At 71.3% G+C, this 25,002-nt stretch carries 25 protein-coding genes and 4 tRNA genes; 19 read left to right on the forward strand and 10 right to left on the reverse strand.

Annotation, left to right across the window (positions count from 1 at the left end):
• Positions 1-11 precede the first annotated feature (11 nt).
• From ACWEF6_RS00605 to ACWEF6_RS00620, 4 genes are all read right to left on the reverse strand, one after another.
• Entirely contained in the window at positions 12-662 is a 651-nt protein-coding gene (locus ACWEF6_RS00605) for an FMN-dependent NADH-azoreductase (RefSeq protein WP_449680916.1), read from the reverse strand.
• Positions 663-701: 39 nt separating this feature from the next.
• Positions 702-1,367: a nitroreductase gene (locus tag ACWEF6_RS00610; protein ID WP_449680917.1), complete on the reverse strand. Its 666-nt coding sequence runs from the start codon at positions 1,365-1,367 to the stop codon at positions 702-704.
• A gap of 107 nt (positions 1,368-1,474) precedes the next feature.
• Complete coding sequence (locus ACWEF6_RS00615; RefSeq protein WP_449680918.1) at positions 1,475-1,876, reverse strand: MarR family winged helix-turn-helix transcriptional regulator; 402 nt, start codon at positions 1,874-1,876, stop codon at positions 1,475-1,477.
• 211 nt (positions 1,877-2,087) lie between these two features.
• Entirely contained in the window at positions 2,088-2,201 is a 114-nt protein-coding gene (locus ACWEF6_RS00620) for an Lsr2 family DNA-binding protein (RefSeq protein ID WP_449681029.1), read from the reverse strand.
• A 520-nt stretch (positions 2,202-2,721) separates the two neighbouring features.
• Here ACWEF6_RS00620 and ACWEF6_RS00625 point away from each other — a divergent pair.
• The gene (locus ACWEF6_RS00625; RefSeq protein ID WP_449680919.1) at positions 2,722-2,871 is read left to right on the forward strand and encodes a hypothetical protein; all 150 of its coding nucleotides are present in this window, start codon (positions 2,722-2,724) and stop codon (positions 2,869-2,871) included.
• A gap of 468 nt (positions 2,872-3,339) precedes the next feature.
• On the opposite strand, the gene ACWEF6_RS00630 is transcribed toward ACWEF6_RS00625, so the two are convergent.
• From ACWEF6_RS00630 to ACWEF6_RS00645, 4 genes are all read right to left on the reverse strand, one after another.
• Positions 3,340-3,414 (reverse strand) — tRNA-Val (locus ACWEF6_RS00630).
• 1 nt (position 3,415) lies between these two features.
• Positions 3,416-3,486, reverse strand: a tRNA-Cys gene (locus ACWEF6_RS00635).
• 24 nt (positions 3,487-3,510) lie between these two features.
• Positions 3,511-3,583 (reverse strand) — tRNA-Gly (locus ACWEF6_RS00640).
• Positions 3,584-3,695: 112 nt separating this feature from the next.
• Entirely contained in the window at positions 3,696-4,121 is a 426-nt protein-coding gene (locus ACWEF6_RS00645) for an SsgA family sporulation/cell division regulator (RefSeq protein WP_013227152.1), read from the reverse strand.
• 390 nt (positions 4,122-4,511) lie between these two features.
• Between ACWEF6_RS00645 and ACWEF6_RS00650 the strand changes: the two genes are divergently transcribed.
• From ACWEF6_RS00650 to ACWEF6_RS00715, 14 genes are all read left to right on the forward strand, one after another.
• A tRNA-Val gene (locus ACWEF6_RS00650) sits at positions 4,512-4,583 on the forward strand.
• A gap of 776 nt (positions 4,584-5,359) precedes the next feature.
• Entirely contained in the window at positions 5,360-6,883 is a 1,524-nt protein-coding gene (locus tag ACWEF6_RS00655; RefSeq protein ID WP_449680920.1) for a sugar transferase, read from the forward strand.
• Positions 6,884-7,833: 950 nt separating this feature from the next.
• Positions 7,834-8,448 carry a malonic semialdehyde reductase gene (locus tag ACWEF6_RS00660; RefSeq protein ID WP_449680921.1) on the forward strand — a complete coding sequence of 205 codons (615 nt, stop codon included), beginning with the start codon at positions 7,834-7,836 and terminating at the stop codon, positions 8,446-8,448.
• 133 nt (positions 8,449-8,581) lie between these two features.
• The gene (gene thrS / locus ACWEF6_RS00665) at positions 8,582-10,609 is read left to right on the forward strand and encodes a threonine--tRNA ligase (RefSeq protein WP_449680922.1); all 2,028 of its coding nucleotides are present in this window, start codon (positions 8,582-8,584) and stop codon (positions 10,607-10,609) included.
• Positions 10,606-11,148 (forward strand): HIT family protein, encoded by a 543-nt coding sequence (locus tag ACWEF6_RS00670; protein ID WP_449680923.1) that lies wholly within the window; start codon positions 10,606-10,608, stop codon positions 11,146-11,148. Before thrS ends, ACWEF6_RS00670 begins: the two co-directional genes overlap by 4 nt.
• Positions 11,149-11,208: 60 nt before the next feature.
• Positions 11,209-11,730, forward strand: coding sequence for a MarR family winged helix-turn-helix transcriptional regulator (locus ACWEF6_RS00675; protein ID WP_449680924.1), 522 nt, complete (start codon positions 11,209-11,211; stop codon positions 11,728-11,730).
• A gap of 88 nt (positions 11,731-11,818) precedes the next feature.
• Positions 11,819-12,442: a phosphatidylinositol phosphate synthase gene (pgsA, locus tag ACWEF6_RS00680; RefSeq protein ID WP_449680925.1), complete on the forward strand. Its 624-nt coding sequence runs from the start codon at positions 11,819-11,821 to the stop codon at positions 12,440-12,442.
• On the forward strand, positions 12,439-13,356 hold the full coding sequence (locus ACWEF6_RS00685; RefSeq protein WP_449680926.1) for a phosphatidylinositol mannoside acyltransferase: 918 nt from the start codon (positions 12,439-12,441) through the stop codon (positions 13,354-13,356). Before pgsA ends, ACWEF6_RS00685 begins: the two co-directional genes overlap by 4 nt.
• Before the next feature lie 18 nt (positions 13,357-13,374).
• On the forward strand, positions 13,375-14,523 hold the full coding sequence (locus ACWEF6_RS00690) for a glycosyltransferase family 4 protein (protein ID WP_449681030.1): 1,149 nt from the start codon (positions 13,375-13,377) through the stop codon (positions 14,521-14,523).
• The gene (locus ACWEF6_RS00695; protein ID WP_449680927.1) at positions 14,520-15,002 is read left to right on the forward strand and encodes an NUDIX hydrolase; all 483 of its coding nucleotides are present in this window, start codon (positions 14,520-14,522) and stop codon (positions 15,000-15,002) included. The genes ACWEF6_RS00690 and ACWEF6_RS00695 overlap by 4 nt, the downstream gene beginning before the upstream one ends.
• A 1-nt stretch (position 15,003) precedes the next feature.
• Entirely contained in the window at positions 15,004-15,273 is a 270-nt protein-coding gene (locus ACWEF6_RS00700) for a hypothetical protein (RefSeq protein ID WP_449680928.1), read from the forward strand.
• Positions 15,270-15,521: a hypothetical protein gene (locus ACWEF6_RS00705; protein WP_449680929.1), complete on the forward strand. Its 252-nt coding sequence runs from the start codon at positions 15,270-15,272 to the stop codon at positions 15,519-15,521. Before ACWEF6_RS00700 ends, ACWEF6_RS00705 begins: the two co-directional genes overlap by 4 nt.
• Before the next feature lie 32 nt (positions 15,522-15,553).
• Complete coding sequence (locus tag ACWEF6_RS00710) at positions 15,554-15,820, forward strand: hypothetical protein (protein ID WP_449680930.1); 267 nt, start codon at positions 15,554-15,556, stop codon at positions 15,818-15,820.
• A 13-nt stretch (positions 15,821-15,833) separates the two neighbouring features.
• Positions 15,834-16,343: an XdhC family protein gene (locus tag ACWEF6_RS00715; protein ID WP_449680931.1), complete on the forward strand. Its 510-nt coding sequence runs from the start codon at positions 15,834-15,836 to the stop codon at positions 16,341-16,343.
• A 129-nt stretch (positions 16,344-16,472) separates the two neighbouring features.
• On the opposite strand, the gene ACWEF6_RS00720 is transcribed toward ACWEF6_RS00715, so the two are convergent.
• The gene (locus ACWEF6_RS00720) at positions 16,473-18,581 is read right to left on the reverse strand and encodes an elongation factor G-like protein EF-G2 (protein ID WP_310970402.1); all 2,109 of its coding nucleotides are present in this window, start codon (positions 18,579-18,581) and stop codon (positions 16,473-16,475) included.
• Between the two features lie 134 nt (positions 18,582-18,715).
• Between ACWEF6_RS00720 and ACWEF6_RS00725 the strand changes: the two genes are divergently transcribed.
• The 3 genes from ACWEF6_RS00725 to pdxS all read left to right on the forward strand — a co-directional run bounded on the left by ACWEF6_RS00725 (position 18,716) and on the right by pdxS (position 22,187).
• Positions 18,716-20,158, forward strand: coding sequence for an FAD-binding oxidoreductase (locus tag ACWEF6_RS00725; protein WP_449680932.1), 1,443 nt, complete (start codon positions 18,716-18,718; stop codon positions 20,156-20,158).
• A 31-nt stretch (positions 20,159-20,189) separates the two neighbouring features.
• On the forward strand, positions 20,190-21,173 hold the full coding sequence (locus ACWEF6_RS00730) for a DUF5937 family protein (RefSeq protein ID WP_449680933.1): 984 nt from the start codon (positions 20,190-20,192) through the stop codon (positions 21,171-21,173).
• A gap of 90 nt (positions 21,174-21,263) precedes the next feature.
• Positions 21,264-22,187: a pyridoxal 5'-phosphate synthase lyase subunit PdxS gene (gene pdxS, locus ACWEF6_RS00735; protein ID WP_449680934.1), complete on the forward strand. Its 924-nt coding sequence runs from the start codon at positions 21,264-21,266 to the stop codon at positions 22,185-22,187.
• A gap of 110 nt (positions 22,188-22,297) precedes the next feature.
• On the opposite strand, the gene ACWEF6_RS00740 is transcribed toward pdxS, so the two are convergent.
• Complete coding sequence (locus ACWEF6_RS00740) at positions 22,298-22,957, reverse strand: DUF4190 domain-containing protein (protein WP_449680935.1); 660 nt, start codon at positions 22,955-22,957, stop codon at positions 22,298-22,300.
• A 127-nt stretch (positions 22,958-23,084) separates the two neighbouring features.
• On the opposite strand from ACWEF6_RS00740, the gene ACWEF6_RS00745 reads away from it, so the two are divergent.
• Positions 23,085-24,998: a hypothetical protein gene (locus tag ACWEF6_RS00745; RefSeq protein ID WP_449680936.1), complete on the forward strand. Its 1,914-nt coding sequence runs from the start codon at positions 23,085-23,087 to the stop codon at positions 24,996-24,998.
• The last annotated feature ends 4 nt before the right edge of the window (positions 24,999-25,002 follow it).

Below are 25,002 nucleotides of genomic sequence, written 5' to 3' on the forward strand. Positions count from 1 at the left end.
CGACTACCTGCCTAGGCTGCGGCGTGCCGCGCGGCGGCCTTTCCCTTCGTCACCGCGTCTTCGAGGGCCTTCGCGCGGGATGCTTCGGCTTTCGGGACGAGTGCGGCCATGGCCGGGTGGAGGTGGGCCCTGGTGAGTTCGGGGACGATGAAGTCGACCCTCATACCCATGGTGCCGCCGAGGACGGCCGTCAGGTAGTTCCGGACGTAGTCGGTGCCCTCGCGGGGTGTGCCGGGTTCGTAGGAGCCGCCGCGGCTGGCGACGACGTGGACCGGGGTGCCGGCGACCGACGAGCCGGCGCCGGCGGTCCGTTCCGCGATGACCACGTGGTCCAGCCACGCTTTCAGCGTCGAGGGGATCGTGAGGTTGTACATCGGGGCGGCGATGAGGACGACGTCGGCGCGCTCCAGTTCCTCGGCCAGTTCGACGCGCCGGGCGAAGGCGGTGGCCTGTTCCGGGGTGTGGGTGGCCGGTTCGGTGAATCCGGCTTCGGCGCCGGCGGTGCCGAGGTGGGGAATCGGCTCGGCGGCGAGGTCGCGGTAGACGACGGTGCCGTCCGGGTGCTGCTCGTCCCACGCCTTCCGGAAGGCGGCGGTGACCGGCCGGGAGGCGGAGACGGACTCCGGCCAGACGGACGTGTCCAGGTGCAGCAAGGTGGCCATGACGAACTCCTGATCTGGTGAACGGAAAGGGAAAGGTGGTCAGACGCCGACGAACGTGACGGTCTCGTCCAGCGGAGCCCGGGGTGTGCGGCAAGAGTCGGCCGCGGCGTCCTCGAACCCGATCGACAGGCCGCAGAAGAGGAGGAGTTCCTTCGGCGGCGCCAAGATTTCTGCGACGGTCTCGTGGAACTTCGCCCACGCCATCTGCGGGCAGCTGTGCAGCCCTTCGGCGCGCAGCAGCAGCATGACGGTCTGCAGGTACATGCCGGCGTCGGACCACTGGGGCCGGCACAGGTCACGGTCGAGGTAGCAGAACAGCGCGGCCGGGGCGCCGAAGCAGGCCCAGTTCGCGGAAGCGGCTCGCTGACGTGCTTCCACGTCCTCCCGCGGGATGCCGAGCGAGCCGTAGCGCTGCTCGCCAAAGGCGGCTCGGCGTTCGCGGTACGGGGATTTCAACGTGGCCGGGTACTGCTCGTACTCCGGCTCATCCCAGGGATCACCGGCGGCGAGGCGCTCGCCGGTCCGCTTCTTGAGCTCGGCCAGCGGCGCGCCCGTCAGCACATAGCTCCGCCAGGGCTGCAGGTTCGAACCGGACGGAGCTTGAGCGGCGGCGGACAGGACCCGCCGCAGCGTCCCCTCGGGCACGGGCCGGTCGGTGAATCCGCGCACTGCCCGCCTGCTCTCGACCGCGTCGTAGACGTCCATCGTCTGCCTCCACCTAGTTGGTTACTAGTGAGACAGTATCAGTCGATACTTTCTTGGTCGATACTAACTTTCGGCATGGTGACGGAAGCGACTTTCTTCGGCCGGCGTCAGTCCTGGCGGTTCTCGGGATGGGCGAACCGGGTCAGCAGCTCGGCCAGTCGTTCGGGCTCGCCGGGTTCCAGATCGGCGACCAGACGTTCGGCCAGCGGTTCCGCGGCGACGTGGGCGGCGTCGAACAGTTCCAGGCCTGCGGACGTGATCTCCACGGCCCGTGCCCGCCGGTCGCCGGGAACGGCCTTGCGCACGGCGAGGCCCTTGCGTTCCAGGTCGTCGACGACGCGCATGATCCCCGCCTTGTCGGACCCGGTCTCCGTGCCGAGGTCCCGCTGCAAGGTGGGGCCACGATCGGCGAGCACGATCAGCACGGCGAAGTGCCGCAGCTCGATACCGAGCGGCCGCAGCGCCTCCGTCATCACCGCGGCGGCGCGCCAATGCGCCCGCCGCAGCAAGAGTCCGAGCGCAAAGGGTGAGCCATCCCCGGGGCGGTCGGTCGCCCGACGGGGAGTGTCAGCGGTCATGAGGGAAACGTTAGCAGCAACGAATCACGCGATACGGTATCGACCGATACCATGTTCGGCTCCCTGTGCGGAGTGAATCCGGCCCGTCCTGAGGTCGGTCGGGCACGGGCATGCCCCCGCAGGGTGCCGCGCCGGCAGGCCCTCAGCCGGAAGGACGAACGTGCTGGCGAGATGAGTGGTATGCCTCGATGACTGTCTTCGCGATGCGGCCCTGATCGGCTATTTCGTACCCGTTCGCTCGTGCCCACGTGCGGATGTCGTGAGTCGCCGTGAGTTCGTGCTTGGCTCGGGTTCCTGCTTGCGGACAGGTCGATCTCGTACGCTACGCCCTCGAGTCCGAACGGGATGGTCTGGTCGGCGCAGCTGCCGTTTCTATTAGCGTCGCAAATTGCAGGGTGTTGTTGGGTTTGCTCATGGACGAGGCTCTTCGAGTTTCTTTCGAGAGCCTATTGACTGTCGGTCGTGTCGTCGGCGTGGACGGGTGCGCGCTGCGGCGAACAATTTCCTGACCGACTCGATTGTTCGACAAAAAGAATGGAGTACGTGATGCGACCACTGGGACGGTGGCCCACGGCCAGGAAGAGCCCGGCACGGGTGAGTGGCGTGCCCGGTACAAGCGTCCCGATGGGACGTGGGGGAGCAGGTCAGTTCCCCACCAGAAGGCGGCCGAGGAGTGGGGAACGGAGCAGGAGGCGCTGATCCGGCGGAACCTGTGACTGGATCCGCGTGATGGCGAGGCACGGTTCGACGACTTCGCCGAGGAGTGGCTCGCTGCCGTGGCTGCGCGGCTGGAGCTGAACACGGTCGCGAAGTACCGCTCCTTCCTCGACACCCGGTTGCTTCCGCAATGGAAGACATGGCCGTTGATCGCGATCTTCAACGGCTACGTCGAGATCGAGCGGCGGCTCTCGGAGCTACGCCGCTGAAGGAGGTGGCGCGGAAGGTCTACAAAGGAGGCCGGAGGGATGATGATCATCACTCGGATGGCCGTCAGCGACCGCCGACGCGGCGGGGGAACTCCTGGCCGAAGAAGGGGCGGACCAAGGCGCCTGCCGGCACGAGGTTCGTGGCGTTGCCGCCGGGGGAGGACGGGATTCCGGAAGTCGCCCGCCGCGCGCGGCTGGGGCAGAAGATGAAGGGCATCGCCCGGGTCTACGACCACGTGACCCCGGCGATGGTCAATCAGATCCTGGCCGCCCTGGAGGAACGCTGGCTGCGGTCGCTTGCGTCCCTGTATCTGGGCGAGCGGGCGAAACTGGCTGTCCGGTTCCCGCACCTGCGGTCCCAGCGGGCGATCGGGCCGGGTCCGGGGCCGTCGCCGGATCGTCGCCGACCGACAGCTGGAAGCCCCGCCCCTCAGGAGAGGGACAGGGCTTCTGACCTGCGAAAACATGTGGTGCGCGATACTGGGATTGAACCAGTGACCTCTTCCGTGTCAGGGAAGCGCTCTCCCGCTGAGCTAATCGCGCGAGGTGGAGACGGGATTCGAACCCGTGTACACGGCTTTGCAGGCCGTTGCCTCGCCTCTCGGCCACTCCACCGTGACTAGGCCCGAGAGCCTACCGAGCGGATGACGGGATTCGAACCCGCGACCCTCACCTTGGCAAGGTGATGCGCTACCAGCTGCGCTACATCCGCATTCCGCAGCTCCGGGAGGCCGTTCCCCCGTCGCCGTGGTGTGGGAAAACCATATCGGACCCCGGAAACGGGTTCGACACCGGGGTGTCACTCCGCCGTTGCGGGGCTGTCATCAGGCCAGATCGTGGGGGATGAGGTGGGTGAGGGCGTCGTCGACGTCAACCCACAGGTGCTCGTTGCCCGGCAGCACCACGTCGTACGTCCGGTCGAGGAAGTCGGCCAGCTCCTGGGCGGACGCCTCGAACATGGCGTGCCCGGACGGCGAGTTCAGCTCGATCAGGACCGCCTCGGGGTCCTCGACCGACGGGCGGATGCGGACGTCCCCGTCACCCGCGTCGGCCAGGAGGCCGTCCGCGAGGAGGTCGCGTGCGTACACCCACTCGACCCAGCCGGCGCGGCCGGTGCGGAAGGCGGCGACGACCGCGTACGGGTCGCGTGTGTCGTAGCGCAGCTCCACCTTCACCGGAACCGCGGGAGTCCGCGGCGCCAGCAGGTCGAAGACCGCCGTCGAGCGGAGCGTCACGTGATCGTTGCGCATCGTCCTACCCTTCGTCTCCCTTCCCGGCCCGGCCCGGCCGAGGGCGTCACTGCTTGGACGCATCAGGAGGCCGATTCCGTCGCGGGTGCGCCGCAGATCACCCGTACGGGCTCTTCGGCCCCCTTCTCCACCCGTGACCACCCGCGGCGCGCAACTGACCGGCGCACCCCGCGGGGCCCACGCCTCCATACTGCGCGGTTTAGTCGCCGGGCGATAGCACCGTCGCACGGATGTCGAACGTGGCGTCAGGCGGCCCCCCGGCCGGACAACCCTGGCTAGCTCGGGGTTGTGCGTTCCGTACTCGTCGGTAAGCGGAGTGTGGTCGGTCAGGACCACCCGTTTGCAGGCGCCTGAAAGTCGTACGCTAATGTTGAGCCGAACACCGCGAGCGGGCGATTAGCTCAGCGGGAGAGCGCTTCGTTCACACCGAAGAGGTCACTGGTTCGATCCCAGTATCGCCCACGCGAGAGTCGAGAGAGCCCTGTCCGCCGAAGAGGCGGGTAGGGCTCTTTTGCTGTCTCCGGCGAGCCGGCCCCGAGGTCGGGTCGCGTTTTCCCGCAGGGGCCGGCCGGCCGCCGAAGCGGAGTGAACGATCCGTTCGGATCGTCCGTATCAGCTTGCGAGAGCGGTTCGCGCCCCGCCGCAGGGGCCTGTCGGACCTGCCTTCGAACCCTGCCGCCGCGGCGGCTTTCTGTCGAACGCCACCCTGTGGGAGGTCGGATGTGATCCTCGGCACGTCAGGCCGGCCGCGATCGCGTGGCCGCCCGGCGACGACGTGTGACAGAACCGGCGCGCGTGACGCCGCGACGACGAATGTCACCGAGGGTGGCCGCCCGGTCTTCGCGCCGGCGCCCGCCGCCTCGCACCGGTCCACTGTGGACCTTCGCGATCCCCAGTGTCCACAGTAGAGTCCCGAAGGCCGCGCTGGGCCGTTCGGCCGAGCTTGGTCCAGCCGGGTGCGGGCATCACCCTTTCCGTCACGGAATGTAGTTTTCATGGGGATACGCGCTATTGCGCATCGTCCTCATCTTGTTATCTTCCGGCCATTTCTTGGCGGGGATGTCATGCAGCATGTGGCTGGAAATCCTTGTAACACTGCCGAGAGAGTCGCCGATAACTTGCCGTGTGAAGCCTCCGCGGGCTCTGCGCGACCACTGAGATGGGGTTGACTCTCCGAAATCATCTCTGGTGACGCTGCGTGCCTGCGGCTCAACTCGATCCAGTTCCCGGGAGGTCAGATGGAAGAGTCGGTGCGGCCTTCGTACACGGTGAGCCAGCCACCGCCGCACATCGACCTCCAGGCCATCCCGCGTCCCGCCAAGCGGGACGACGACCACCCCGGCGACGGCGGCCCGTCCGCCAAGGCGTGGCCCGCGGCCTGGGAAGCGCGGTACAGAGCCTGGGTCATCGGCAGCGACGTGTTCGTCACGCTGCTGGTGATCGCGATCAGCGCGTTCGTCATCGATCGCGTTGCCCCGCACGACATGCACGCCTTCGGCACGATCCTCGCGGTGTTCGTCTCGCTGCCCGCCAGCCGGGCCTGGAGCTCGCGCGTGCTCGGCGAAGGCGCGGAGGAGTACCGCACCCTCGGCCGCGGCTTCATCACCGCCGCCGTCCTGGTCGCGCTCGGCGGCCTGCTGTTCGGTGCGCTCGAGGTCCAGGTCTGGGTGTTCATCGTCGTCCCGGCCATCGCGCTGGTCGCTTTTCCGCAGCGCTACCTGCTGCGCCAGGTGCTGCACCGCAAGCGCGCCAAGGGACTCTGCCTGCTGCCGGTGATGGCGGCCGGCAGCCCGGAAACCGTCGCCGACCTGATCGCCCGCACCCGCTCGGAGGTGCACGTCGGCTGGCGCGTCGAGGCCGCTTGCACGTTCAGCGGCCACGGCGAAGACCGCGACAGCGGCGAAATCGACGGCGTCCCGGTGGTCGGACGGCTGGAAGAGCTGTCCCGGCACGTGCGGCGCGGCGGCTACCGGGTGGTGGCGATCACCGCCGACCAGTACTGGACGCCGAAGCGGCTGCAGCGGCTGGCCTGGGACATGGAGGGCACCGGCGCGGAGATGGTCGTGGCGCCCGTGCTGATGGAGGTCGCCGGGCCCCGGCTCAACGTCACCGGCGTGCTCGGCATGCCCCTGCTGCGGGTCACCGCGCCGATGTTCACCGGCGGGCGGCGCGTGGTGAAGGAGATCGTGGACCGCTGCGGCTCGGCGCTGCTGCTCACCCTGCTGTCCCCGCTGCTGCTGGCGATCGCGATCGCGATCAAGCTGAACGATCGCGGCCCGGTGATCTACCGCCAGCGCCGCGTCGGCCGCGACGGCGCGACGTTCACCATGCTCAAGTTCCGGACGATGGTGACCAATGCGGACGCGATCAAGCAGACATTGGCGGCGGAAAACGAAGGGGCGGGCCCGCTTTTCAAGATGAAACGCGACCCGCGTATCACCCGCGTGGGTGGTTTCCTGCGCCGGTATTCGCTCGACGAGGTGCCGCAGTTGTTCAACGTGGTGTCCGGAAAGATGTCCCTCGTCGGCCCCCGGCCGCCGCTGCCGGAGGAAACCGAGCAGTACGCGCCCGACGCCCGCCGCCGTCTGCTCGTGAAGCCGGGCCTGACCGGGCTCTGGCAGGTGAGCGGGCGCAGCGACCTCACGTGGGCGGAGAGCATCCGGCTGGACCTGCGTTACGTCGAGGACTGGTCCCTCGCGCTGGACCTGGTGATCCTCTGGAAGACGTTCCGCGCGGTGATGGGCGGCCAGGGCGCCTACTGACCCGTTCTCGCCGCGCCGCGCACCACGGCCGCCGACTCCCGCTGGGGGGAGTCGGCGGCCGTGCCCGTTCCCGGGGTCCTGTGGATGAGAGGGCGCGGCGACGCGGTGGAGGCCCCGGAACTGTCGGTGCGCGCCGGTAGACTGGAGACCGGGGGCCGGAGGGCTGTCCGTTGCGCCGCCGCAGCCGCCCGGCAGGGTTGGGGAGCGGGATTTCGGCTCGGGGAACTCGCGGGTGAGCAGGCGAGTGGTGGGGATTCGTGCCTCCTCGGGCTCGCATTGCGCCATCGGCCGCGCCTCGCCCATCGGGGACTTCTCGCCGCCCGCGCCACGCCACCACGGGGGACTTCTGACTGGCCCGCGCCTCGAGGCGAGGGGGACTTCTCGCCAGCTGCGCCCCTGCGGCGAGGGGCTCCTCGTCAGCCATGCCCCCAGGACGAGGGGGCTCCTCGCTGGCCGCGCCCCCACCGAGGGGACCTCTCGCCTACTGTGCTCCCACAGCGAGGGAGACTTCTCGCCGCCCGCCCCACATCATCACGGGGACTTCTGGCTGGCCCGCGCTTCGCGGCGAGGGGACTTCTCGCCGGCCGCGCCCCACCGAGGGGGGCTCCGCGCCGGCCACACCCCGCGCCAGACAGACCTCGCCGGCCGTGCCCCGCCGCCCGACTCCTCACCGGCCGTGCCCCTCCGCAAGACTCCCGACACCCGCCGAGCGGTCAGGCCGCCCCCGTACCTCCGTCCGCCACGGCGGAGTCTCCCCGGCCGGGCCACGTCGGATTGCCCCGTTCGCCCGGATTACCGGCGCCCGACGAGGCCACCGTGCCCCGATCGGCTGACCCGCCCTCACCGTCGGCCGTCCCCGCTGTGATCCACGCAACTGGTTGAACGCGAAATAGTTCAACGCTCAACCTGGTTGCACGGGGTACCGACCCAACGGAAGGAAGCACCGCCCCATGACCACCTTTGCCGAGCAGACCGAAGCCCTCGCTGTCCCCGCGGACGTCCAGAACCTGCTCTTCCGCGAGGCCCGCACGGCCAACAGTTTCAGCTCCGAGCCGGTGAGCGAGGAGCAGGTCCGCGCGATCTACGACCTCGTCAAGTGGGCCCCGACGTCGATGAACACCCAGCCGCTGCGGGCGCTGGTGCTCCGGACCGCCGAGGCGAAGGCCCGCCTGCTGCCGCACATGGCCCCGGGCAACCGGGACAAGACCGAAGCCGCGCCGCTGACCGTGGTGCTCGCCGCGGACGTCGACTTCCACGAGAACATCCCGCAGGTCTTCCCGCACGCCCCGCAGGTGAAGGACAACTTCGCCGACGAGCAGGGCCGCGTCGAGTTCTCCAAGCTGAACTCGCTGCTGCAGGTCGGCTACTTCATCATCGGCGTCCGCGCCGCCGGGCTGGCCGCCGGCCCGATGACCGGCTTCGACGCCCAGGGTGTCGACGACGAGTTCTTCGCCGGCAAGAAGTGGCGCTCGCTGGTCGTCGTCAACGTCGGCAAGCCGGGCGAGAACCCCTGGTTCGACCGCCTGCCGCGGCTCGACTTCGACCAGGTCGTCGAGACCCTCTGAGTCCGCCCGGACCGGCCGCTTCCCCGCGGGGAGGCGGCCGGTTCCGCGTTCGCGCCACGCGCGTGAGGCGCGCGAGCGCCGCCGACTAGCATCGACGGCGTCATCTCTGTCACTCCAGCTTGAGGAGCCGATCGTGTCCCAGTCGCCCCCCGTTTCCCCCGTGGCCGCCTCCCGCGTGGTGGTACCGGCGGGCACTACGGCGGGCGCGGCGGTCCGCGAAGCCGGTCTGCCGACCAAGGGTGCGGACACGATCGTCGTCGTGCGCGACGCCGACGGGAAGCTGCGCGACCTCGCCTGGGCGCCGGAAGCCGACGCCGAGGTCGAGCCGGTCGCCGCGAACACCGAGGACGGCCGCAGCGTCATCCGCCATTCGGCCGCGCACGTGCTCGCCCAGGCCGTGCAGCAGCAGTTCCCGGACGCCAAGCTGGGCATCGGCCCGCCGGTCAAGGACGGCTTCTACTACGACTTCGCCGTCGACAAGCCGTTCACCCCGGAGGACCTGCAGGCGCTCGAAAAGCGCATGAAGCAGATCGTGAAGGGCGCCCAGCAGTTCTCCCGGCGCGTTTTCGACTCCGTCGACGAGGCCAAGAAAGAGCTCGCCGACGAGCCGTTCAAGCTCGAACTCGTCGACCTCAAGTCCGAAGTGGACACCGCCGAGGTGATGGAGGTCGGCGAGGGCGAACTCACCATTTACGACAACCTCGACCCGCGCACCAAGGAACGTGTCTGGAGTGACCTCTGCCGCGGCCCGCACGTGCCGACGACGAAGTTCATCCCGGCGTTCACGCTCACCCGCGTCGCCGCCGCGTACTGGCGGGGTAGCGAAAAGAACCCGCAGCTGCAGCGGATCTACGGCACGGCGTGGGAATCGGCCGAGGCGCAGGACGCCTACCTCGAGCGCATCGCCGAGGCCGAGCGCCGCGACCACCGCAAGCTCGGCGCCGAGCTGGACCTGTTCTCCTTCCCCGAGGAGATCGGCTCCGGCCTGCCGGTGTTCCACCCCAAGGGCGGCATCATCCGCCGCGAGCTGGAGAACTACTCGCGCCGCCGCCACGAGGAGGCCGGCTACGAGTTCGTGAACACCCCGCACATCAGCAAGGGCGAGCTGTTCCACACCTCCGGCCACCTGCCCTACTACGCGGACACGATGTTCCCGCCGGTGCAGTTCGACGAGGAGAACTACTACCTCAAGGCGATGAACTGCCCGATGCACAACCTGATCTTCCGCTCGCGCGGGCGGTCCTACCGCGAGCTGCCGCTGCGGCTGTTCGAGTTCGGCACCGTCTACCGCTACGAGAAGTCCGGCGTGGTGCACGGCCTCACCCGCGTCCGCGGGCTGACGATGGACGACTCGCACATCTACTGCACCAAGGAGCAGATGCCGGGCGAGCTCAAGTCGCTGCTCAAGTTCGTCCTCGACCTGCTCGCCGACTACGGCCTCTCCGACTTCTACCTCGAACTGTCCACCCGCGGTGACTCCGACAAGTTCATCGGTGAGGACTGGGAGTGGGAGGAGGCCACCGAGACGCTGCGGCAGGCCGCCATCGACTCCGGTCTCGAGCTGGTCCCGGACCCGGGTGGCGCAGCCTTCTACGGCCCGAAGATCTCGGTGCAGGCCAAGGACGCCATCGGCCGCACCTGGCAGATGTCGACCATCCAGCTGGACTTCAACCAGAACAAGCGGTTCGAGCTCGAGTACACCGCCCCGGACGGCTCGCGCCAGCGCCCGGTGATGATCCACCGTGCGCTGTTCGGCTCGATCGAGCGCTTCTTCGGCGTGCTGACCGAGCACTACGCGGGCGCGTTCCCGGCGTGGCTTTCGCCGGTGCAGGTGGTCGGCATCCCGATCACCGCCGACCAGGTCGAGTACCTGCAGGACGTCGAGAAGGCGTTGCGCGCCAAGGGGATCCGCGCCGAGGTCGACGCGAGCGACGACCGGATGCAGAAGAAGATCCGCACGCACACCACGCAGAAGGTGCCGTTCATGCTGCTGGCCGGCGCCAAGGACGTCGAGGCGGGCGCGGTGTCGTTCCGCTTCCGCGACGGCGGCCAGATCAACGGCGTGCCGGTGGAAAAGGCGGTCGAGGCCATCGCGGAGTGGGTCGCGCGCCGGGAAAACGCGTCGCCGTCGGCCGACGCGCTGGAGACGGTCGTTCGGTGAGTGAGGGTCCCGAGCTCGTCGAGCAGCAGGGCATCGGGGTCCAGGACGCCTTCCAACGTCTCTGGACCCCGCACCGGATGGCCTACATCAAGGGCCAGGACAAGCCGGACGACGACGGCGACACCGGCTGCCCGTTCTGCCGGATCCCGGCGCTGGACGACAAAACCGGCCTGATCGTCGCGCGCGGCGAGCTCGTGTTCGCGGTGCTGAACCTGTACCCGTACAACCCGGGGCACCTGATGGTGGTGCCGTACCGGCACGTCGCGGACTACACCGAACTGACGGCCGAGGAGACGCGCGAGGTCGCCGAGTTCACCCAGCACGCGATGAAGGTGATCCGCGGCGTGTCCGGCGCGCACGGGTTCAACATCGGGCTGAACCAGGGCCACATCGCGGGCGCGGGGATCGCCGCGCACCTGCACCAGCACCTGGTGCCGCGGTGGGGCGGGGACGCGAACTTCATGCCGGTCATCGGCCAGACGAAGGTGCTCCCGCAGCTGCTGGGGGAGACGCGGGACCTGCTGGCCGACGCCTGGTGACAGGTGGTCCGACCGGGGAAAACTCCTGATTGAGTGTTCAACCGAGAGTATGATGGGGTCATGTCCGGAACCCGATGGCTCAGCGACGACGAACAGCGCGTCTGGCGTGAGTTCAACGCGGCCACCCGCATGCTCAGCGCGCACCTCGAAGGGCAGCTGCAGCACGACTCGGGCATGCCGCACACCTATTACGAAGTCCTCGTCGCGCTCTCGGAGGCCGAAGGCCGCCGGCTGCGGATGAGCGAGCTCGCCGACGCCCGGCAGGCGTCCCGCAGCCGCCTTTCGCACGCCGTCGCGCGGCTGGAGGCGAACGGGTGGGTGCGGCGCGAGGCCTGCCCGACCGACAAGCGCGGCGCCTGGGCGGTGCTCACCGACACCGGCTTCGCCGCGCTCGAAGCGGCCGCGCCGGGCCACGTCGAGGCCGTCCGGGAAAGCCTGTTCGACCCGCTGACGCCGGAGCAGGTGACGGCGCTCGGCGAGATCAGTGCCGCGATCCGCCGACAGCTCTCGCCGAAGTGCGCCGCCGCTGCGGCCGCCGAAGCGGCGCGGGAGCACGAGGGCGAGCTGACGAAATCGGGCTGACCCGGGGCGGCGCGTCGGGTTCGCCGAGGCGGGTGGATAGGCTGCATTCGCCCACCCGACCCTCGTAGCCAGGTGCCTCGACGAACCGATGCTCAATATCTTCGCGCGTGCCTCCGTCTCCCGCGTCACCGATCCGATCGGCCAGGCGCTGGTCCGCGCCGGGCTGACCCCCAACGTGATGACCGTGCTCGGCACCGCCGGCGCGGTCGTCTGCGCGCTGGCCTTCTTCCCGGCCGACCACCTGCTGTGGGGCACCTTCACGGTGTGGGGCTTCGCCATGCTCGACCTGCTCGACGGCGCCATGGCCCGCGCCCGCGGCTACGGCACCCCGTTCGGCGCGGTGCTCGACGCGACCTGCGACAGGCTGGTCGACGGCGCGCTGTTCGCCGCCATCGCCTGGTGGTGTTTCGTCGTCGACGACAATCGGCCGGCCGCCGCCGCGGCGCTGCTGTGCCTGGTGCTCGCCCAGGTCATCTCCTACGTCAAGGCCCGCGCGGACGCCTCCGGCCTGCCGGTCGACGGCGGGCTCGTCGAGCGCGCGGAGCGGCTGATCATCGCCCTGGTCGGCACCGGTTTGCACGGCTTCGGCATCCCGTACACCGTGGACGTGACGCTCTGGCTGCTCGCGGTGCTGTCGGTGATCACGCTGCTGCAGCGGACGGCCGCGGTGGCGAAGGCGGCCCGCGCGGCCGCCGGGGAGCAGCCCGCATGAGCAGGTTCAGCGAGCGGTTGAGCGCCTTCGGCTACGCGGCCGGGTGGAAGCTCGCCGGCTGGCTGCCCGCCGGGTTCGGCGGCACAGTGTTCTCGCTCGGCGCGGACCTCGCCGTCCGCCGCGACGGCGGGGGCGTGCGGCAGCTGCGCGCGAACCTCGCCCGCGTGGTGCCGCAGGCCGACCAGGTCGAGCTCGACGAGCTCACCCGGCGGGCGATGCGCTCGTACGCGCGGTACTGGCACGAGACGTTCCGGCTGCCGTCGATGGACCACAAGGAGGTCAGCACCAGGGTCGCGGCGTCGATCACCGGCGTGGAGAACCTGGATGCGGCGCTGGCCGAGGGCAACGGCGCGGTGATGGCGCTGCCGCACAGCGGCAACTGGGACGTCGCCGGCGTCTGGCTGGCCGACTACCTCGGCGGGTTCACCACCGTGGCCGAACGGCTGAAGCCCGAATCGCTCTACCGCCGGTTCGTCGAATACCGGGAGTCGCTCGGCTTCGAAATCGTCCCCCTCACGGGTGACAGTTCGGCGATGCGCGTGCTGCTGAAGCGCCTGCGCGAGAACAAGGCCGTCTGCCTGGTCGGCGACCGCGACCTGACCACCAGCGGCATCCCGGTGAAGTTCTTCGGCGAGAAGGCCCGCTTCCCCGGGGGCCCGGCGCGGCTGGCCGCGACGACCGGGGCCGCGCTGATCCCGGCCGGCTGCTGGTTCACCGAGGACGGCTGGCAGATCCGGCTGCACCCGCGCATCCGCGTCACCGCCCGCGCCGAGGTCCCGGCGGCGACCCAGGCCCTGGCGGACATCTTCGCCGGCGACATCGCCGCGCACCCGGCCGACTGGCACATGGTGCAGAAGTTCTGGCCCGCCGACCTCGAGGCCGCCGAGCAGGCAAGCCTCGAAGAAGCGAGCTGAGCGGTGGCCACGCGGCCGATGCGGGTCGGGATCGTGTGCCCCTACTCCTTCGACGTGCCGGGCGGGGTCCAGGGGCACGTCATCGACCTGACGAAGGCGCTGCTCGCGCGCGGGCACCAGGTGTCCGTGCTGGCGCCCGCGGACGAGGACGCGGAGCTGCCCGAGTTCGTGCACCCGGCGGGCAAGGCGCTCGGCATCCCGTACAACGGCTCGGTCGCGCGGCTGCAGTTCGGCCCGGTGTCGTACGCGCGGGTGCGGCGCTGGATCCGCGAAGGCGACTTCGACGTCCTGCACCTGCACGAACCGGCCGCGCCGAGCCTGTCCCTGCTGGCGCTGCTGATCGCCGACGGCCCGATCGTGGCGACCTTCCACACCGCGACCACCCGCTCGCGCACGCTCTCGGCCTTCCAGCCGGTACTGCGGCCGCTGCTGGAGAAGATCACCGCGCGGATCGCGGTGTCCGCGCTGGCCCGCCGCGTCCAGGTCGAGCACGCGGGCGGCGACGCCGTGGAGATCCCGAACGGCGTCGACGTCGAGTTCTTCTCCTCGGCATCGCCGTTGCCCGGCTATCCGCGGGCCGGCGGCACGGTCGGCTTCGTCGGCCGGTTCGGCGAGCCGCGCAAGGGCATGGGCGTGCTGCTGGAAGCGCTGCGGCGGATCCTGCCGGAGTTCGAGGACCTGCGGCTGGTCGTGGTCGGCCGCGGCGACGATGACCAGCTGCGCCGTGACGCCGGTCCGGAGCTGGCTCCGCACCTGGAGCTGCTCGGCCAGGTCGACGACGCCACGAAGGCCCAGGCGCTGCGCAGTGTCGACGTCTACTGCGCGCCCAACACCGGCGGCGAGAGCTTCGGGATGATCCTCACCGAGGCGATGGCGGCCGGGACCCCGGTGCTGGCCAGCGGGCTCGACTCGTTCCGGCGGGTGCTCGACGACGGCCGCGCCGGGCTGCTGGTCGAGACCGGTGACCCGGCCGCGCTCGCGGACGGGCTGCGCGAGCTGCTCGGCGACCCGGCGCGCCGCGCGTCGCTGGCCGCGGCGGCGGGGGAGCGCGTCACGATGTACGACTGGTCGGTGGTGGCCACGCAGGTGCTGCGCGTCTACGAGACGGCCGTCGCCGCCGACCCGCGGCGGGTCGCGGCCACGGCGGAGCGGGAGCTCGCCCGGTGAGCGAGCTCGGCTGGCTGCTCCCGCTCCTCGCCCTGATCGTGCTGCTGGGCGGGCTCTTCCTGGTGGCGACGGCGAACCGGCTCGACCGGCTGCACGTCCGCACGGACGCCGGCTGGGCTGCGCTGGACGCGGCGCTGGCACGGCGGGCCGTGGTGGCGCGCGCGGTCGCTTCGGTGCTGGGCTCCCCGGGCCTGCGGACGTCGGCGGAACACGCCGAGGCAGCGCCGCGGGCCGAGCGCGAAGCCGCGGAGAACGAGCTGACGCTGGAACTGGGCCGCATCGACCGGGCGGGTCTGCCGGCCGAGCTGGCCGAGGAGCTGACCGACGCCGAGCACCGGGTGGTGATCGCCCGCCGCGTCCACAACGACGCCGTCCGCGACACGCTGCGGCTGCGGCGGCGGCGGAAGGTGCGGTACTTCCGCCTCGCGGGGACCGCGCCGTTGCCGGAGTACTTCGAATTCGCGGAGCCGGAGGTCTGACATGTGGTGGGTGGTCGTCGAGGAACAGCGCGGCGGCGGGGACGGGCGCACCTGGAACGTCACGAAGACGAAGCCGGCGGGCGGGGATCGCGAGCACGCCGACGAGGTGGCCCGGCGGCTGGCGTTTTCGCACGAGCCGGTGCACCCGTCGGGGGTGAAGGAACGGAAGGTGCTGCGGGTCGGCGACGGTTACCTGGTGATCGCGACCGGCCGGACCCAGACGTTCCACTTCCGCGTGACGCTCGGCGAGACGGTGGCGGAACCGGAATGACCTGGTGGGTGGTGGTCGAGGAGCAGCGCACCTCGGAGCGGCACTGGGCGCTGTCGGAGACGTTTTCGCAGCCCGACCAGGAGACCGCCGAGGCCGAGGCCCTGCGGCTGGCGCACGAGTACCAGCCCGCCTACCCGTGGTCGCCGAAGTCGCGGAAGGTGCTGCGGGGCCCGGGCGGGTACGTGGTGATCGTCGAAGGCCGGACGTCGACGTTCCACTTCCGGCTGAGCGTGCTCGAAGAACTCTGAAACCTCCGGCGGACCGGCCGCGTCGGAGGGGCATGAGTACGTGGTGGGTGGTCATCGAAGAGCAGGGCGGGGCGGGCGACGGGCGCGGCTGGGGCGTCGCCGACGCGGCGGGGTACGCCGACCGCGACACCGCGTTCGGCGAGGCGCACCTGCTGGCGAAGCAGCACCGGCCGCCGCGGCCTTCGTCGCCGCAGAAGCGGGTCGTGCTGCGGGTGAGCGACGGGTACCTGGTGCTGGTCAAGGGCAAGCTCGACGTCTGGCAGTTCCGCGTGACGGTGGGCGAGCAGGCCGGCGGCTGACACACTGGGCGGCATGAGCGAAACCTGCGACGTCGCCCACGGCACGGCTCCGGCCGACCCGGGGTTGCGGACCCTGGTGGCGGTGTTCGCGTCGCCGGTGTCGCGGTCCCTTCTGAAGTTCGCGAAGGAACTCGGCTACCACGTGGCGCTGTTCGAGCCCGACCCCGCGCGCGTCACCGACGTGCCCGAGGGCTTCGACGCGGACACGGTGCTGCCGCCGCTCGACGCGTCCGCCGACGTGGTCGTCACCGACCACCACCGGCCCGAGTTGGGGCAGGTGCTCAAGGCCGCGCTCGAAGGCGAGCCGCGCTGGATAGGCGTGCTCGGCAACCCGCGTCACCCCGGCCCGCACGTCGCCGCCCTGCAGGGGCTGGGCGTGCCGGAGTCCGCCATCGCCCGCGTCCACCGCCCGGTGGGCTTGAACATTGGCTCCCGCACCCCGCCCGAGATCGCCCTGGCGACCTTGGCGGGCCTCATCGCCGACCGCAACAACCGCCCCGGCGGCTTCGACTTCACCGCGTGACCCGCGTGATCGGAGCCGCGACCCGCGTGTTTGAAGCCGTGACTCGCGTGTTTGAAGCCGTGACTCGCGTGATTGAAGCCGTTCCGCCTCGGATCACGCGAGTCACGGCCTCGATCACGCGAGATCCGGCTAGTGGACCGCCATTCCTTCCGGCATGGGCTCGAACCTGGCGTGGCGGCGGGTGAACGTCGCCGTGCCCGAGGTCATCGAGCGGAGGTCGATCAGGTAGCGGACCAGTTCCGTGGCCGGGACTTCCGCGCGGATCACCGTCCGGCCGCCTTCGCCCGCCTCGGTGCCCAGCACGCGGCCGCGGCGGGAGGACAGGTCGCCGAGGACGGTGCCGAGGTGCTCGTCCGGCAGCCGGATGGCCACCTCCTCCAACGGCTCCAGCATCGTGATGTGCCCGTTCGCCGCGGCCTCCCGCAAGGCCAGGGCGCCCGCCGTCTGGAACGCCGCGTCCGACGAATCCACGCTGTGGGCCTTGCCGTCCACCAGGGTCACCTTGACGTCGACGACCGGGTGGCCGTCGGCGAGGCCGCGCGCCAGCTGGGCCCGCACGCCCTTCTCCACGCTCGGGATGAACTGGTGCGGCACCGCGCCGCCGACGACCTTGTCCACGAACTGGAACCCGCCGCCGCGCGGCAGCGGCTCGACCTCGATGTCGCAGACGGCGAACTGGCCGTGCCCGCCGGACTGCTTGACGTGCCGCCCGTGGCCCTTGGCCGGCTTGCTGAACGTCGAGCGCAGGCTGATCTTCACCGGCTCGGTGTCGACGTCCGCGCCGCCCGCGCGCAGCCGCGAGAGCACGACGTCGGCGTGGGCCTCGCCCATGCACCACAGCACCAGCTGCCCGGTCTCGGCGTTGCGGTCCAGCCGCAGCGTCGGGTCGCCGGCGACCAGACGGGACAGGTTGCGGGCCAACGTGTCCTCGTCGCTGCGGGTCTTCGCGACCACCGCCACCGGCAGCAGCGGCTCCGGCATCGCCCACGGCTCCATCAGCAGCGGGTCGTCGGGGGAGGAGACGGTGTCGCCGGTCTCCGCCGAGCCGACCTTCGTCAGCGCGCAGAGGTCGCCCGCGACGCAGTAGGGCACCTCCCGCAGGGACGAGCCGAGCGGCGAATACAGGTGGGCGACGCGCTCGTCGGCGTCGTGGTCCTCGTGACCGCGCTCGGCGAGGCCGTGCCCGGACACGTGCACCGGCCGCTCGGGCCGCAGCGTCCCGGAGAACACCCGGACGAGGGACACCCGGCCGACGTAGGAGTCCACCGCCGTCCGGACGACCTCCGCGGCGAGGGGGCCGGCGGGGTCGGCGGTGATCGCGGCGTGCTCGCCGCCGTCCGGCGTGGTGACGTCGGGTGGCCGGTGCTCCAGCGGGGAGGGGAACGCGCGGACGATGCCGTCGAGCACCTCGGCCAGGCCGATCCCGCTGGTCGAGCACACCGGGATGACGGGGTGGAAGGACCCGCGCGCGACCGCGGTCTCCAGGTCGGCGATGAGGGTGGCCTCCGCGATCTCCTCGCCGGCGAGGTAGCGGTCCATCAGGGACTCGTCCTCGCTCTCGGCGATGATCCCTTCGATCAGCTCGTTGCGCGCCTCGGCCATCCGTTCCAGGTCGGCCGCGGCCGGCTCGCCGACCGTCGGCGGGTGCCCGCCGGAGTAGTCGAAGTAGCGCTGGGTGATCAGCCCGACCAGGCCGTCGCCCGCGGGCAGGTACAGCGGCAGCACCCCGGCGCCGAACGCGGCCTGGCAGGCGGCGATCTCGGCCATCGCGTCGGCCCGGTGGTGGTCGAGCCGGGAGACGACGACCGCGCGCGGCATCCCGACCGCGGCGCACTCCTCCCACACCGCGACCGTCGCCGCGTCGACGCCCTCGGAGGCGGAGACGACGAACAGCGCCGCGTCGGCCGCCCGCAACCCCGCCCGCAGCTCCCCGACGAAGTCCGCGTACCCGGGCGTGTCGATCAGGTTGATCTTGTGGCCCTGGTGCAGCACCGGCGCGACCGAAAGGCCGACCGAGCGCTGCTGGCGGACCGCCGCCGGGTCGTGGTCGCACACCGTCGTACCGTCGACCACCGAGCCCGCCCGCGGCACCGTGCCGGAGGCGGCGAGCAGGGCTTCGGCGAGGGTGGTCTTCCCGGAACCGGCCGGGCCGACGAGCACGACGTTGCGGACCTTGGCGGGGTCGTCCACAGCGACGGCGGCCCCGGTGTCGGCGTTCTTGGCTTGTTTGTCTGCCATGACGACTCCTCGGCGAACGGCTGGTGTACGGGATGTGTCCTCGATCACACACCCGCTACCCTGGTCACGGCAAGGCAAGGCCTCCGGGACCAGCCGAATGCCCCGGGGGAAGTGCGGTGCGAGGGGGAGTGGTCATGGACAGGCGGGCTTTCTTGCGCATTTCCGGGGCGGTGCCGGTGGCGGGCCTGGCGGGGTGGCCCCCGCCGGACGACTGGGAGCGGCTCCGGAAGCGGCTTTCGGGGCCGTTGTTCCGGCCGGGCGACCCGGGCTACCCGGAGGCCAAGCAGGGCTTCTTCACGATGTACGACGACCGGGTGCCGGCCGCGGTCGTCGGCGCGGCGCGCGTCGAAGACGTCCAGGCCGCGGTCGGGTTCGCCGCCCGGCACGGGCTGCCGGTCGCCGCCCGCAGCGGCGGGCATAGCTACCCCGGCTATTCCACTGTGGACGGCGGGATCGTGGTGGACCTCAGCCGGTTCTCCGGCATCGACGTGCGCCCGGACGGCCGCGCGGCGATCGGGGCGGGCGCCCGGCTGGGGCCGATCGCGGCGACGCTCGCCGCGCACGGGCGGGTCCTGCCGGCCGGCTCGTGCGAAACCGTCGGCATCGCCGGGCTCGCCCTCGGCGGCGGTGTCGGCCTGGTCGACCGCAAGCACGGGCTGACGTGCGACCACCTGGAGGCGGCGCGGATCGTCACCGCCGACGGCCGGGTGCGCACGGTGTCGAGGGCGGCCGAGCCGGACCTGTTCTGGGCGCTGCGCGGCGGGGGCGGCGGCAACTTCGGGATCGTCACCGGGTTCACCTTCTCGACCGTGCCCAGCGCCGACGTCGTCACCTACAAGCTCACTTTCCCGGCGGGCACCCAGGCCGCGTTGCTGGCCGGCTGGCAGGAATGGCTGCCAGGGATGCCGGACGAGCTGTGGTCGGGGGTGAACATCGGCGCGGCGACCGCCGAAACCAGCGGGACGTTCCTCGGCACCGAGGCCCGGCTGAAGCCGCTGCTCGACGACCTCGTCCGCCGCGTGGGCACCGCTCCCGCCGAGCGGGAGGCGCGGACGCAGGACCACCTGAGCGCGCTGCGGTCGTTCGACGACCACGAGGCCCGGCCCGGGGCGGTCGCCGCGCGGGCGGCGTACGTCGGCACCTCGCGCATGCTGCGGCGGCCCGTCGACGACCCGGCCGCGGTCGTCGAGGTGCTGACCCGGTTCCCGCGCGTCGGCGCCCTCATCGACTCCGCCGGCGGTGCGATCGCCCGCGTCGGCGCCCGCGAGACGGCGTTCCCGCACCGGTCCGCCCTGGCGAGCTTCCAGTTCCTGCACGGCGCCGCGCCCGAAGACGGCGGCGAGGCCGAGGCCCGGCGCGCGCTGGCCGCCGTGCGCGACGGGCTGGGGCCCGAGTTCGGCACCACCGGGTACGTCAACTACCTCGACCCCGACATGCCGAACTGGGCGCAGGCGTACTACGGGGTGAACCTGCCGCGGCTGCGTGCCGTCGCCCGGAAGTACGACCCGGACGGGGTTTTCGCCTTCCCGCAAGGGCTTTCCGGGCCCCGCTCGACCGTCCACATCGGAGCTACTTAGACTGCGCGGACTTCGTGCAGGGAGGCAGCGCGTGCTCGATCTGGCATTCTCCACAGAGGACCTGGCGCACACCCGGTTCGCGTTCTCCCCGGCCTGGGAGATCGTCGCGAGCGTCCGCGTCCTGAACTCCCCGGGGCAGCACGCGCTGCACCTGCCGTGGATCAAGCGCGCCACGGCGGCGCTGACCGAAGCCGGCCTCGACATCGGGCTGCTGCGCGACCTCGTCCCGCTGCGGCACCTGCCCGGGTTCCTGGCCGGCACGCCGTCGACGCCGCTGCCCGAACTGGCCGACGAACTCGCCGACCTGCGGGACGTGCCCGCCCGCCTGGTCCGGCGCGAGCTCGACGCGCTGGCCGGGCCGCGCTCGCCCGCACTGACCCGCCTCCACCGCGAGCCGGAGGCGGGCCTCGACCGGCTCGCGAGCCTGATGGAGCAGTACTGGCACCTCGTACTGGCCCCCGACTGGCCGCGGATCCGCGCGCTGCTCGAGGCCGACGTGCTGTACCGGTCCCGGCTGCTGGCCCAGGGCGGCGCCGCCGAACTGTTCAACGACCTCACCCCGCTGGTCCGCTGGCAGGACGGCACGCTCACGGTGGCGCACCGGCACCTGCACGCGGCCGTCCCGCTCGACGGGCGCGGCCTGGTGCTGGTGCCCTCGGCGTTCGTCTGGCCGCGGGTGTTCTCCAAGACCGACGCGCGCTGGCAGCCGGTGCTGCGCTACCCGCCGCGCGGGATCGCCACGCTGTGGGAGACCGGCACGGCCACCGCGCCCGGCGCGCTGGCCGCCGTGGTGGGCCGCGGCCGCGCGATGCTGCTGACCGAGCTGGCCGCGCCGGCGTCCACCGCGGAGCTGGCCCGCCGGAGCGGGCTGAGCGCCGGGGCGGTGTCGCAGCACCTCGGCATACTCAACGCTGCGGGCCTGGTCAACCGGCATCGTGCGGGACGTCACGTGCTCTACGTGCGCACTTCGCTGGCGGAAGCCCTGGTCGCGGGCACCGGCGAAGTGGACTGCTGAGATACCCGCGTACTGGCCTGCTTGAAGGGTCCACCGCCGACCTACTCTCGGACTCGTCACCCCCTGTTCTCCTTGTGGAAAGGCCCCGTCGTGTCCGAGCAGCAGACCGCCCCCTCCACCGGCACTGTCCAGTCCGTCACCGGCACCGCCAAGGTGAAGCGCGGCATGGCCGAGATGCTCAAGGGCGGCGTGATCATGGACGTGGTCACCGCCGAGCAGGCCAAGATCGCCGAAGACGCCGGCGCGGTCGCGGTGATGGCCCTCGAGCGCGTGCCCGCCGACATCCGCGCCCAGGGCGGCGTCGCCCGGATGAGCGACCCCGACCTGATCGACGGCATCATCGAAGCCGTCTCGATCCCGGTGATGGCCAAGGCGCGCATCGGCCACTTCGTCGAGGCGCAGGTCCTGCAGTCCCTCGGCGTCGACTACGTCGACGAGTCCGAGGTCCTCACCCCGGCCGACTACGCCAACCACATCGACAAGTGGGCGTTCACGGTGCCCTTCGTCTGCGGTGCGACCAACCTCGGCGAGGCCCTGCGCCGCATCACCGAGGGCGCGGCGATGATCCGCTCCAAGGGCGAGGCCGGCACCGGCGACGTCTCCAACGCGACCACCCACATGCGCCAGATCCGGCAGGAAATCCGCCGGCTGACGTCGCTGCCGGAGGACGAGCTGTTCGTGGCGGCGAAGGAGCTGCAGGCGCCGTACGAGCTGGTGCGCGAGGTCGCGCAGGCCGGCAAGCTGCCGGTGGTGCTGTTCACCGCGGGCGGCATCGCCACCCCGGCCGACGCGGCGATGATGATGCAGCTCGGCGCCGAGGGCGTGTTCGTCGGCTCGGGCATCTTCAAGTCCGGCAACCCGGCCCAGCGCGCCGAGGCGATCGTCAAGGCGACGACGTTCTACGACGACCCGGACGTCCTGGCCAAGGTGTCGCGCGGCCTGGGCGAGGCGATGGTCGGCATCAACGTCGAGGAGCTCCCGGAGCCCCACCGCCTCGCCGAGCGCGGCTGGTAACGAGAGCATCCGGGTCCACGCCGCCGATGTTGCGGCGTGGACCCGGCCATCCGGTGGTGCGGGTGCCGGCCGATCAGGCGGCCGCCCTCGCGCCGTGAGCCGGACCTCGTTCAGCGACCCAGCGGGGCCGTGAACTGCTGGCTCGAGGACGCCTGCAGGGTGCAGACCGCGGTGGACTTCCCGGCCAGCCAGGCCTTCGAGTCCGGGTAGAAGACGCCGAGGTCGGCCTCGACCGGTGGGCTGTACGCCGCCCCGAACTTGGCGGTGCGGCGGGCCTCGCAGCCGGTCTTCGCCTGCTTTTCGAGGTAGTCCTCGCCCGGGTACTCGCCCTTGAGGAAGCCGGTCAGCGGCACGGTGTCGAACACTTCGCCGTCGTGCGGTTTCGCGCAGTCGGCCTTCGTCGCGTCCAGGCCGTAGCCGTCCGGGGTGTTGTAGCACTCGCCGACCTTGAGTCCCACGATCGTGGGTGTCGTCCCCGTCGTCTTGGCCTTGTCGGTGATGTAGATGACGCCCGCGGTCAGCCCGCCCGCCCACAGCAGGCTCAGCACGATGCCGGCGATGGCCATGCCGCGCCCGGACTGCCCGGTCCGGCCGATCTGGACCAGCGCCACGATCCCCAGGACCAGGGCGGGGATCAGGGACAGGCCGCAGAGGCCGAGGAGCCCGAGGATCAGCGACGCGGTCGCGAAGCCGTTCCGGCCCGTCGGTTTCGGCGCGGCCTGCACCCCGGGCATCCACTGCGGCGGGTTCGGCGGGTACTGGTCGGACATGGTTCCCCCTGCGTGATCGACATCGAGCGACGGTCAGTATGGACAAAACCGGGGGAAAGTGTCACACCGGGTTAGACCATCCGGCACAATGGCCCCCGACACGGGCGGGGCGAGGACCGGAGGCGCTGTGCAGGGGCGGGACGTGGTCGTGGCCGGGCGGACGACGGAGATGTGGGAGCGGCTGTTCCAGCCGACCGAGCGGTGGGGCTGGGAGTTCGTCAAGCCCGTGCCCGCGTCGGTCAGCCCGGAGGCGAACACCCCGCCGGTGGCGGAACAGGTGTACGCGCCGCAGGACTACCAGCTGCGGGAGAAGCGCAGCAAGCGGGCGTGGCTCGGGCTGCTCGGCTACGTCGTGCTGGCCTTCGTGATCTCGCTGATGGCCGCCGGCATGGTGAGCGCCGTGGCCAAGCAGGTCCCGGTCGCCGTCGAGGTGACGGGCTGGGTCGTGCTCGGCATCGGCGTCCTGCTGGCGGTCTTGAACCTCCTCCGCACCCGGCGCCGGTTCAGCGTGATGAAGCGCGACTACACCACGCGCTACAACGACGCCGTCGAGCGCTACAACCAGGCCTACACCTCGTGGCAGCAGCGCGTCGCCGACCACGACCGGCGGGAGGCGCAGCGGGTGGCGGCGGCGATGCGCTGGTACCCGGTCCAGCTGACCTCCCGCCCGGCCCGGATCGACGTCTTCGGCGGCACCGAGGACGGCTGGGCGAGCCTGCTCATGACCGTCGGGTCGACGCAGCTCGCCGCCGGCTCGTCGGTCTTCCTGCTCGACTTCACCGACCTCGCGGTGGGGGACAACCTCGCCGTCGCGGCGGCGGGCAAGGGCTACGCCGTCGCCGTCCAGGAGCTGCCCCGCGACCTCGCCGAACTCGGCATCATCGCCGACCTCGACGCCACGGAGCTGGCCGAGGTGATCGCCGAGACCATGCACACGATGAACCGCACCCAGTTCGGCGCGGACCTGCGCGGGCTGCACATCGACCTGCTCACCGCCGTCGGCGAGCGGCTGAGCGGCCCGCCCACCTTCGCCAAGGTCGTCGCCGGGCTGCAGGTGTTCCGCCGGGTCTACGACGCGGGTTCCGACGACACCCTTTCGCCGGACGAGGTGCGCAAGCTCAACTCCTATGTGGACACCGTCGGCGGCACCGAGCAGACCCGCAACGAGCTCCAGGCGCTCGAAGGCGAGCTGCGCGGGCTGGCCAGGGCGGAACGCGCGTCGGAGAAGCAGACGACGGCGGGCTTCCGCGCGTTGTGGCCCGTGCGGGGGTACTCCGTCGTCGCGACCCGGTCGAAGACCGGCCGGCACCGCCGGCTCGTCGAGCACCTCGTCTTCCACCGCACGCTGCAGGAGCTGCACACGCGCGAGTCGACCGGCCGCGAGACGCTGATCGTCGCGGGGGCCGACCAGATCGGGCTCGAATCGCTCGAGGCCATGGCGCGCCAGGCGCGCCGCGCGGGCGTCCGGCTGATCTTCCTCGTCCAGCACCTGCGCGACGACATGCAGAAGCTGCTCGGCGCCGCGGGCACCGTCACCCTGCTGATGCAGCTCGGCAACGGCGACGAGGCGAACAACGCCGCGGAGTTCATCGGCCGCGGGCACAAGTTCGAGCTGTCGCAGCTGACCCTCCAGGTCGGGCGGACGCTGACCCACGGCACCGCCTCGACCGAGGGCGGCTCGGTGGGCATGCAGCGGTCCCGGGGCTACACCTACGGCGGGTCGTCCGGGGGCTCGACGGGGCCGGGTGGCTCGAGTTCGAGCTCGAGCAGCTCGTGGAGCACCACGAACACCACGACCCACAGCCGGGAGCAGAACTGGTCGGAGACGGTCTCCCAATCCGAGGCCGACTCCCAGAACCGCGGGGTGACCGCGGCTCGCGTGTACGAGTTCGAGGTCGAGCCGACCGCCCTGCAGGGGCTCGCGCCGACGGCGTACGTGATGGTCGAGAACGGGTCGTCGGGCCGGCGGGTGCTGACCGGCGACTGCAATCCGGGTACCGTGCTGCTCGACCGGGTCGCCGATCGCCCCCGCATCGGCTGAGGCC

This window comes from Amycolatopsis sp. NPDC004772 (assembly GCF_053601215.1).

Coding starts and splice junctions, on each gene's coding strand:
- ACWEF6_RS00605 (WP_449680916.1), bottom strand. CDS start 662: ATGGCCACCTTGCTGCACCTGGACACGTCCGTCTGGCCGGAGTCCGTC.
- ACWEF6_RS00610 (WP_449680917.1), bottom strand. CDS start 1,367: ATGGACGTCTACGACGCGGTCGAGAGCAGGCGGGCAGTGCGCGGATTC.
- ACWEF6_RS00645 (WP_013227152.1), bottom strand. CDS start 4,121: ATGCGCAACGATCACGTGACGCTCCGCTCGACGGCGGTCTTCGACCTG.
- ACWEF6_RS00655 (WP_449680920.1), top strand. CDS start 5,360: ATGGAAGAGTCGGTGCGGCCTTCGTACACGGTGAGCCAGCCACCGCCG.
- ACWEF6_RS00660 (WP_449680921.1), top strand. CDS start 7,834: ATGACCACCTTTGCCGAGCAGACCGAAGCCCTCGCTGTCCCCGCGGAC.
- ACWEF6_RS00675 (WP_449680924.1), top strand. CDS start 11,209: ATGTCCGGAACCCGATGGCTCAGCGACGACGAACAGCGCGTCTGGCGT.
- pgsA (WP_449680925.1), top strand. CDS start 11,819: ATGCTCAATATCTTCGCGCGTGCCTCCGTCTCCCGCGTCACCGATCCG.
- ACWEF6_RS00685 (WP_449680926.1), top strand. CDS start 12,439: ATGAGCAGGTTCAGCGAGCGGTTGAGCGCCTTCGGCTACGCGGCCGGG.
- ACWEF6_RS00690 (WP_449681030.1), top strand. CDS start 13,375: ATGCGGGTCGGGATCGTGTGCCCCTACTCCTTCGACGTGCCGGGCGGG.
- ACWEF6_RS00700 (WP_449680928.1), top strand. CDS start 15,004: ATGTGGTGGGTGGTCGTCGAGGAACAGCGCGGCGGCGGGGACGGGCGC.
- ACWEF6_RS00705 (WP_449680929.1), top strand. CDS start 15,270: ATGACCTGGTGGGTGGTGGTCGAGGAGCAGCGCACCTCGGAGCGGCAC.
- ACWEF6_RS00710 (WP_449680930.1), top strand. CDS start 15,554: ATGAGTACGTGGTGGGTGGTCATCGAAGAGCAGGGCGGGGCGGGCGAC.
- ACWEF6_RS00715 (WP_449680931.1), top strand. CDS start 15,834: ATGAGCGAAACCTGCGACGTCGCCCACGGCACGGCTCCGGCCGACCCG.
- ACWEF6_RS00720 (WP_310970402.1), bottom strand. CDS start 18,581: ATGGCAGACAAACAAGCCAAGAACGCCGACACCGGGGCCGCCGTCGCT.
- ACWEF6_RS00725 (WP_449680932.1), top strand. CDS start 18,716: ATGGACAGGCGGGCTTTCTTGCGCATTTCCGGGGCGGTGCCGGTGGCG.
- ACWEF6_RS00740 (WP_449680935.1), bottom strand. CDS start 22,957: ATGTCCGACCAGTACCCGCCGAACCCGCCGCAGTGGATGCCCGGGGTG.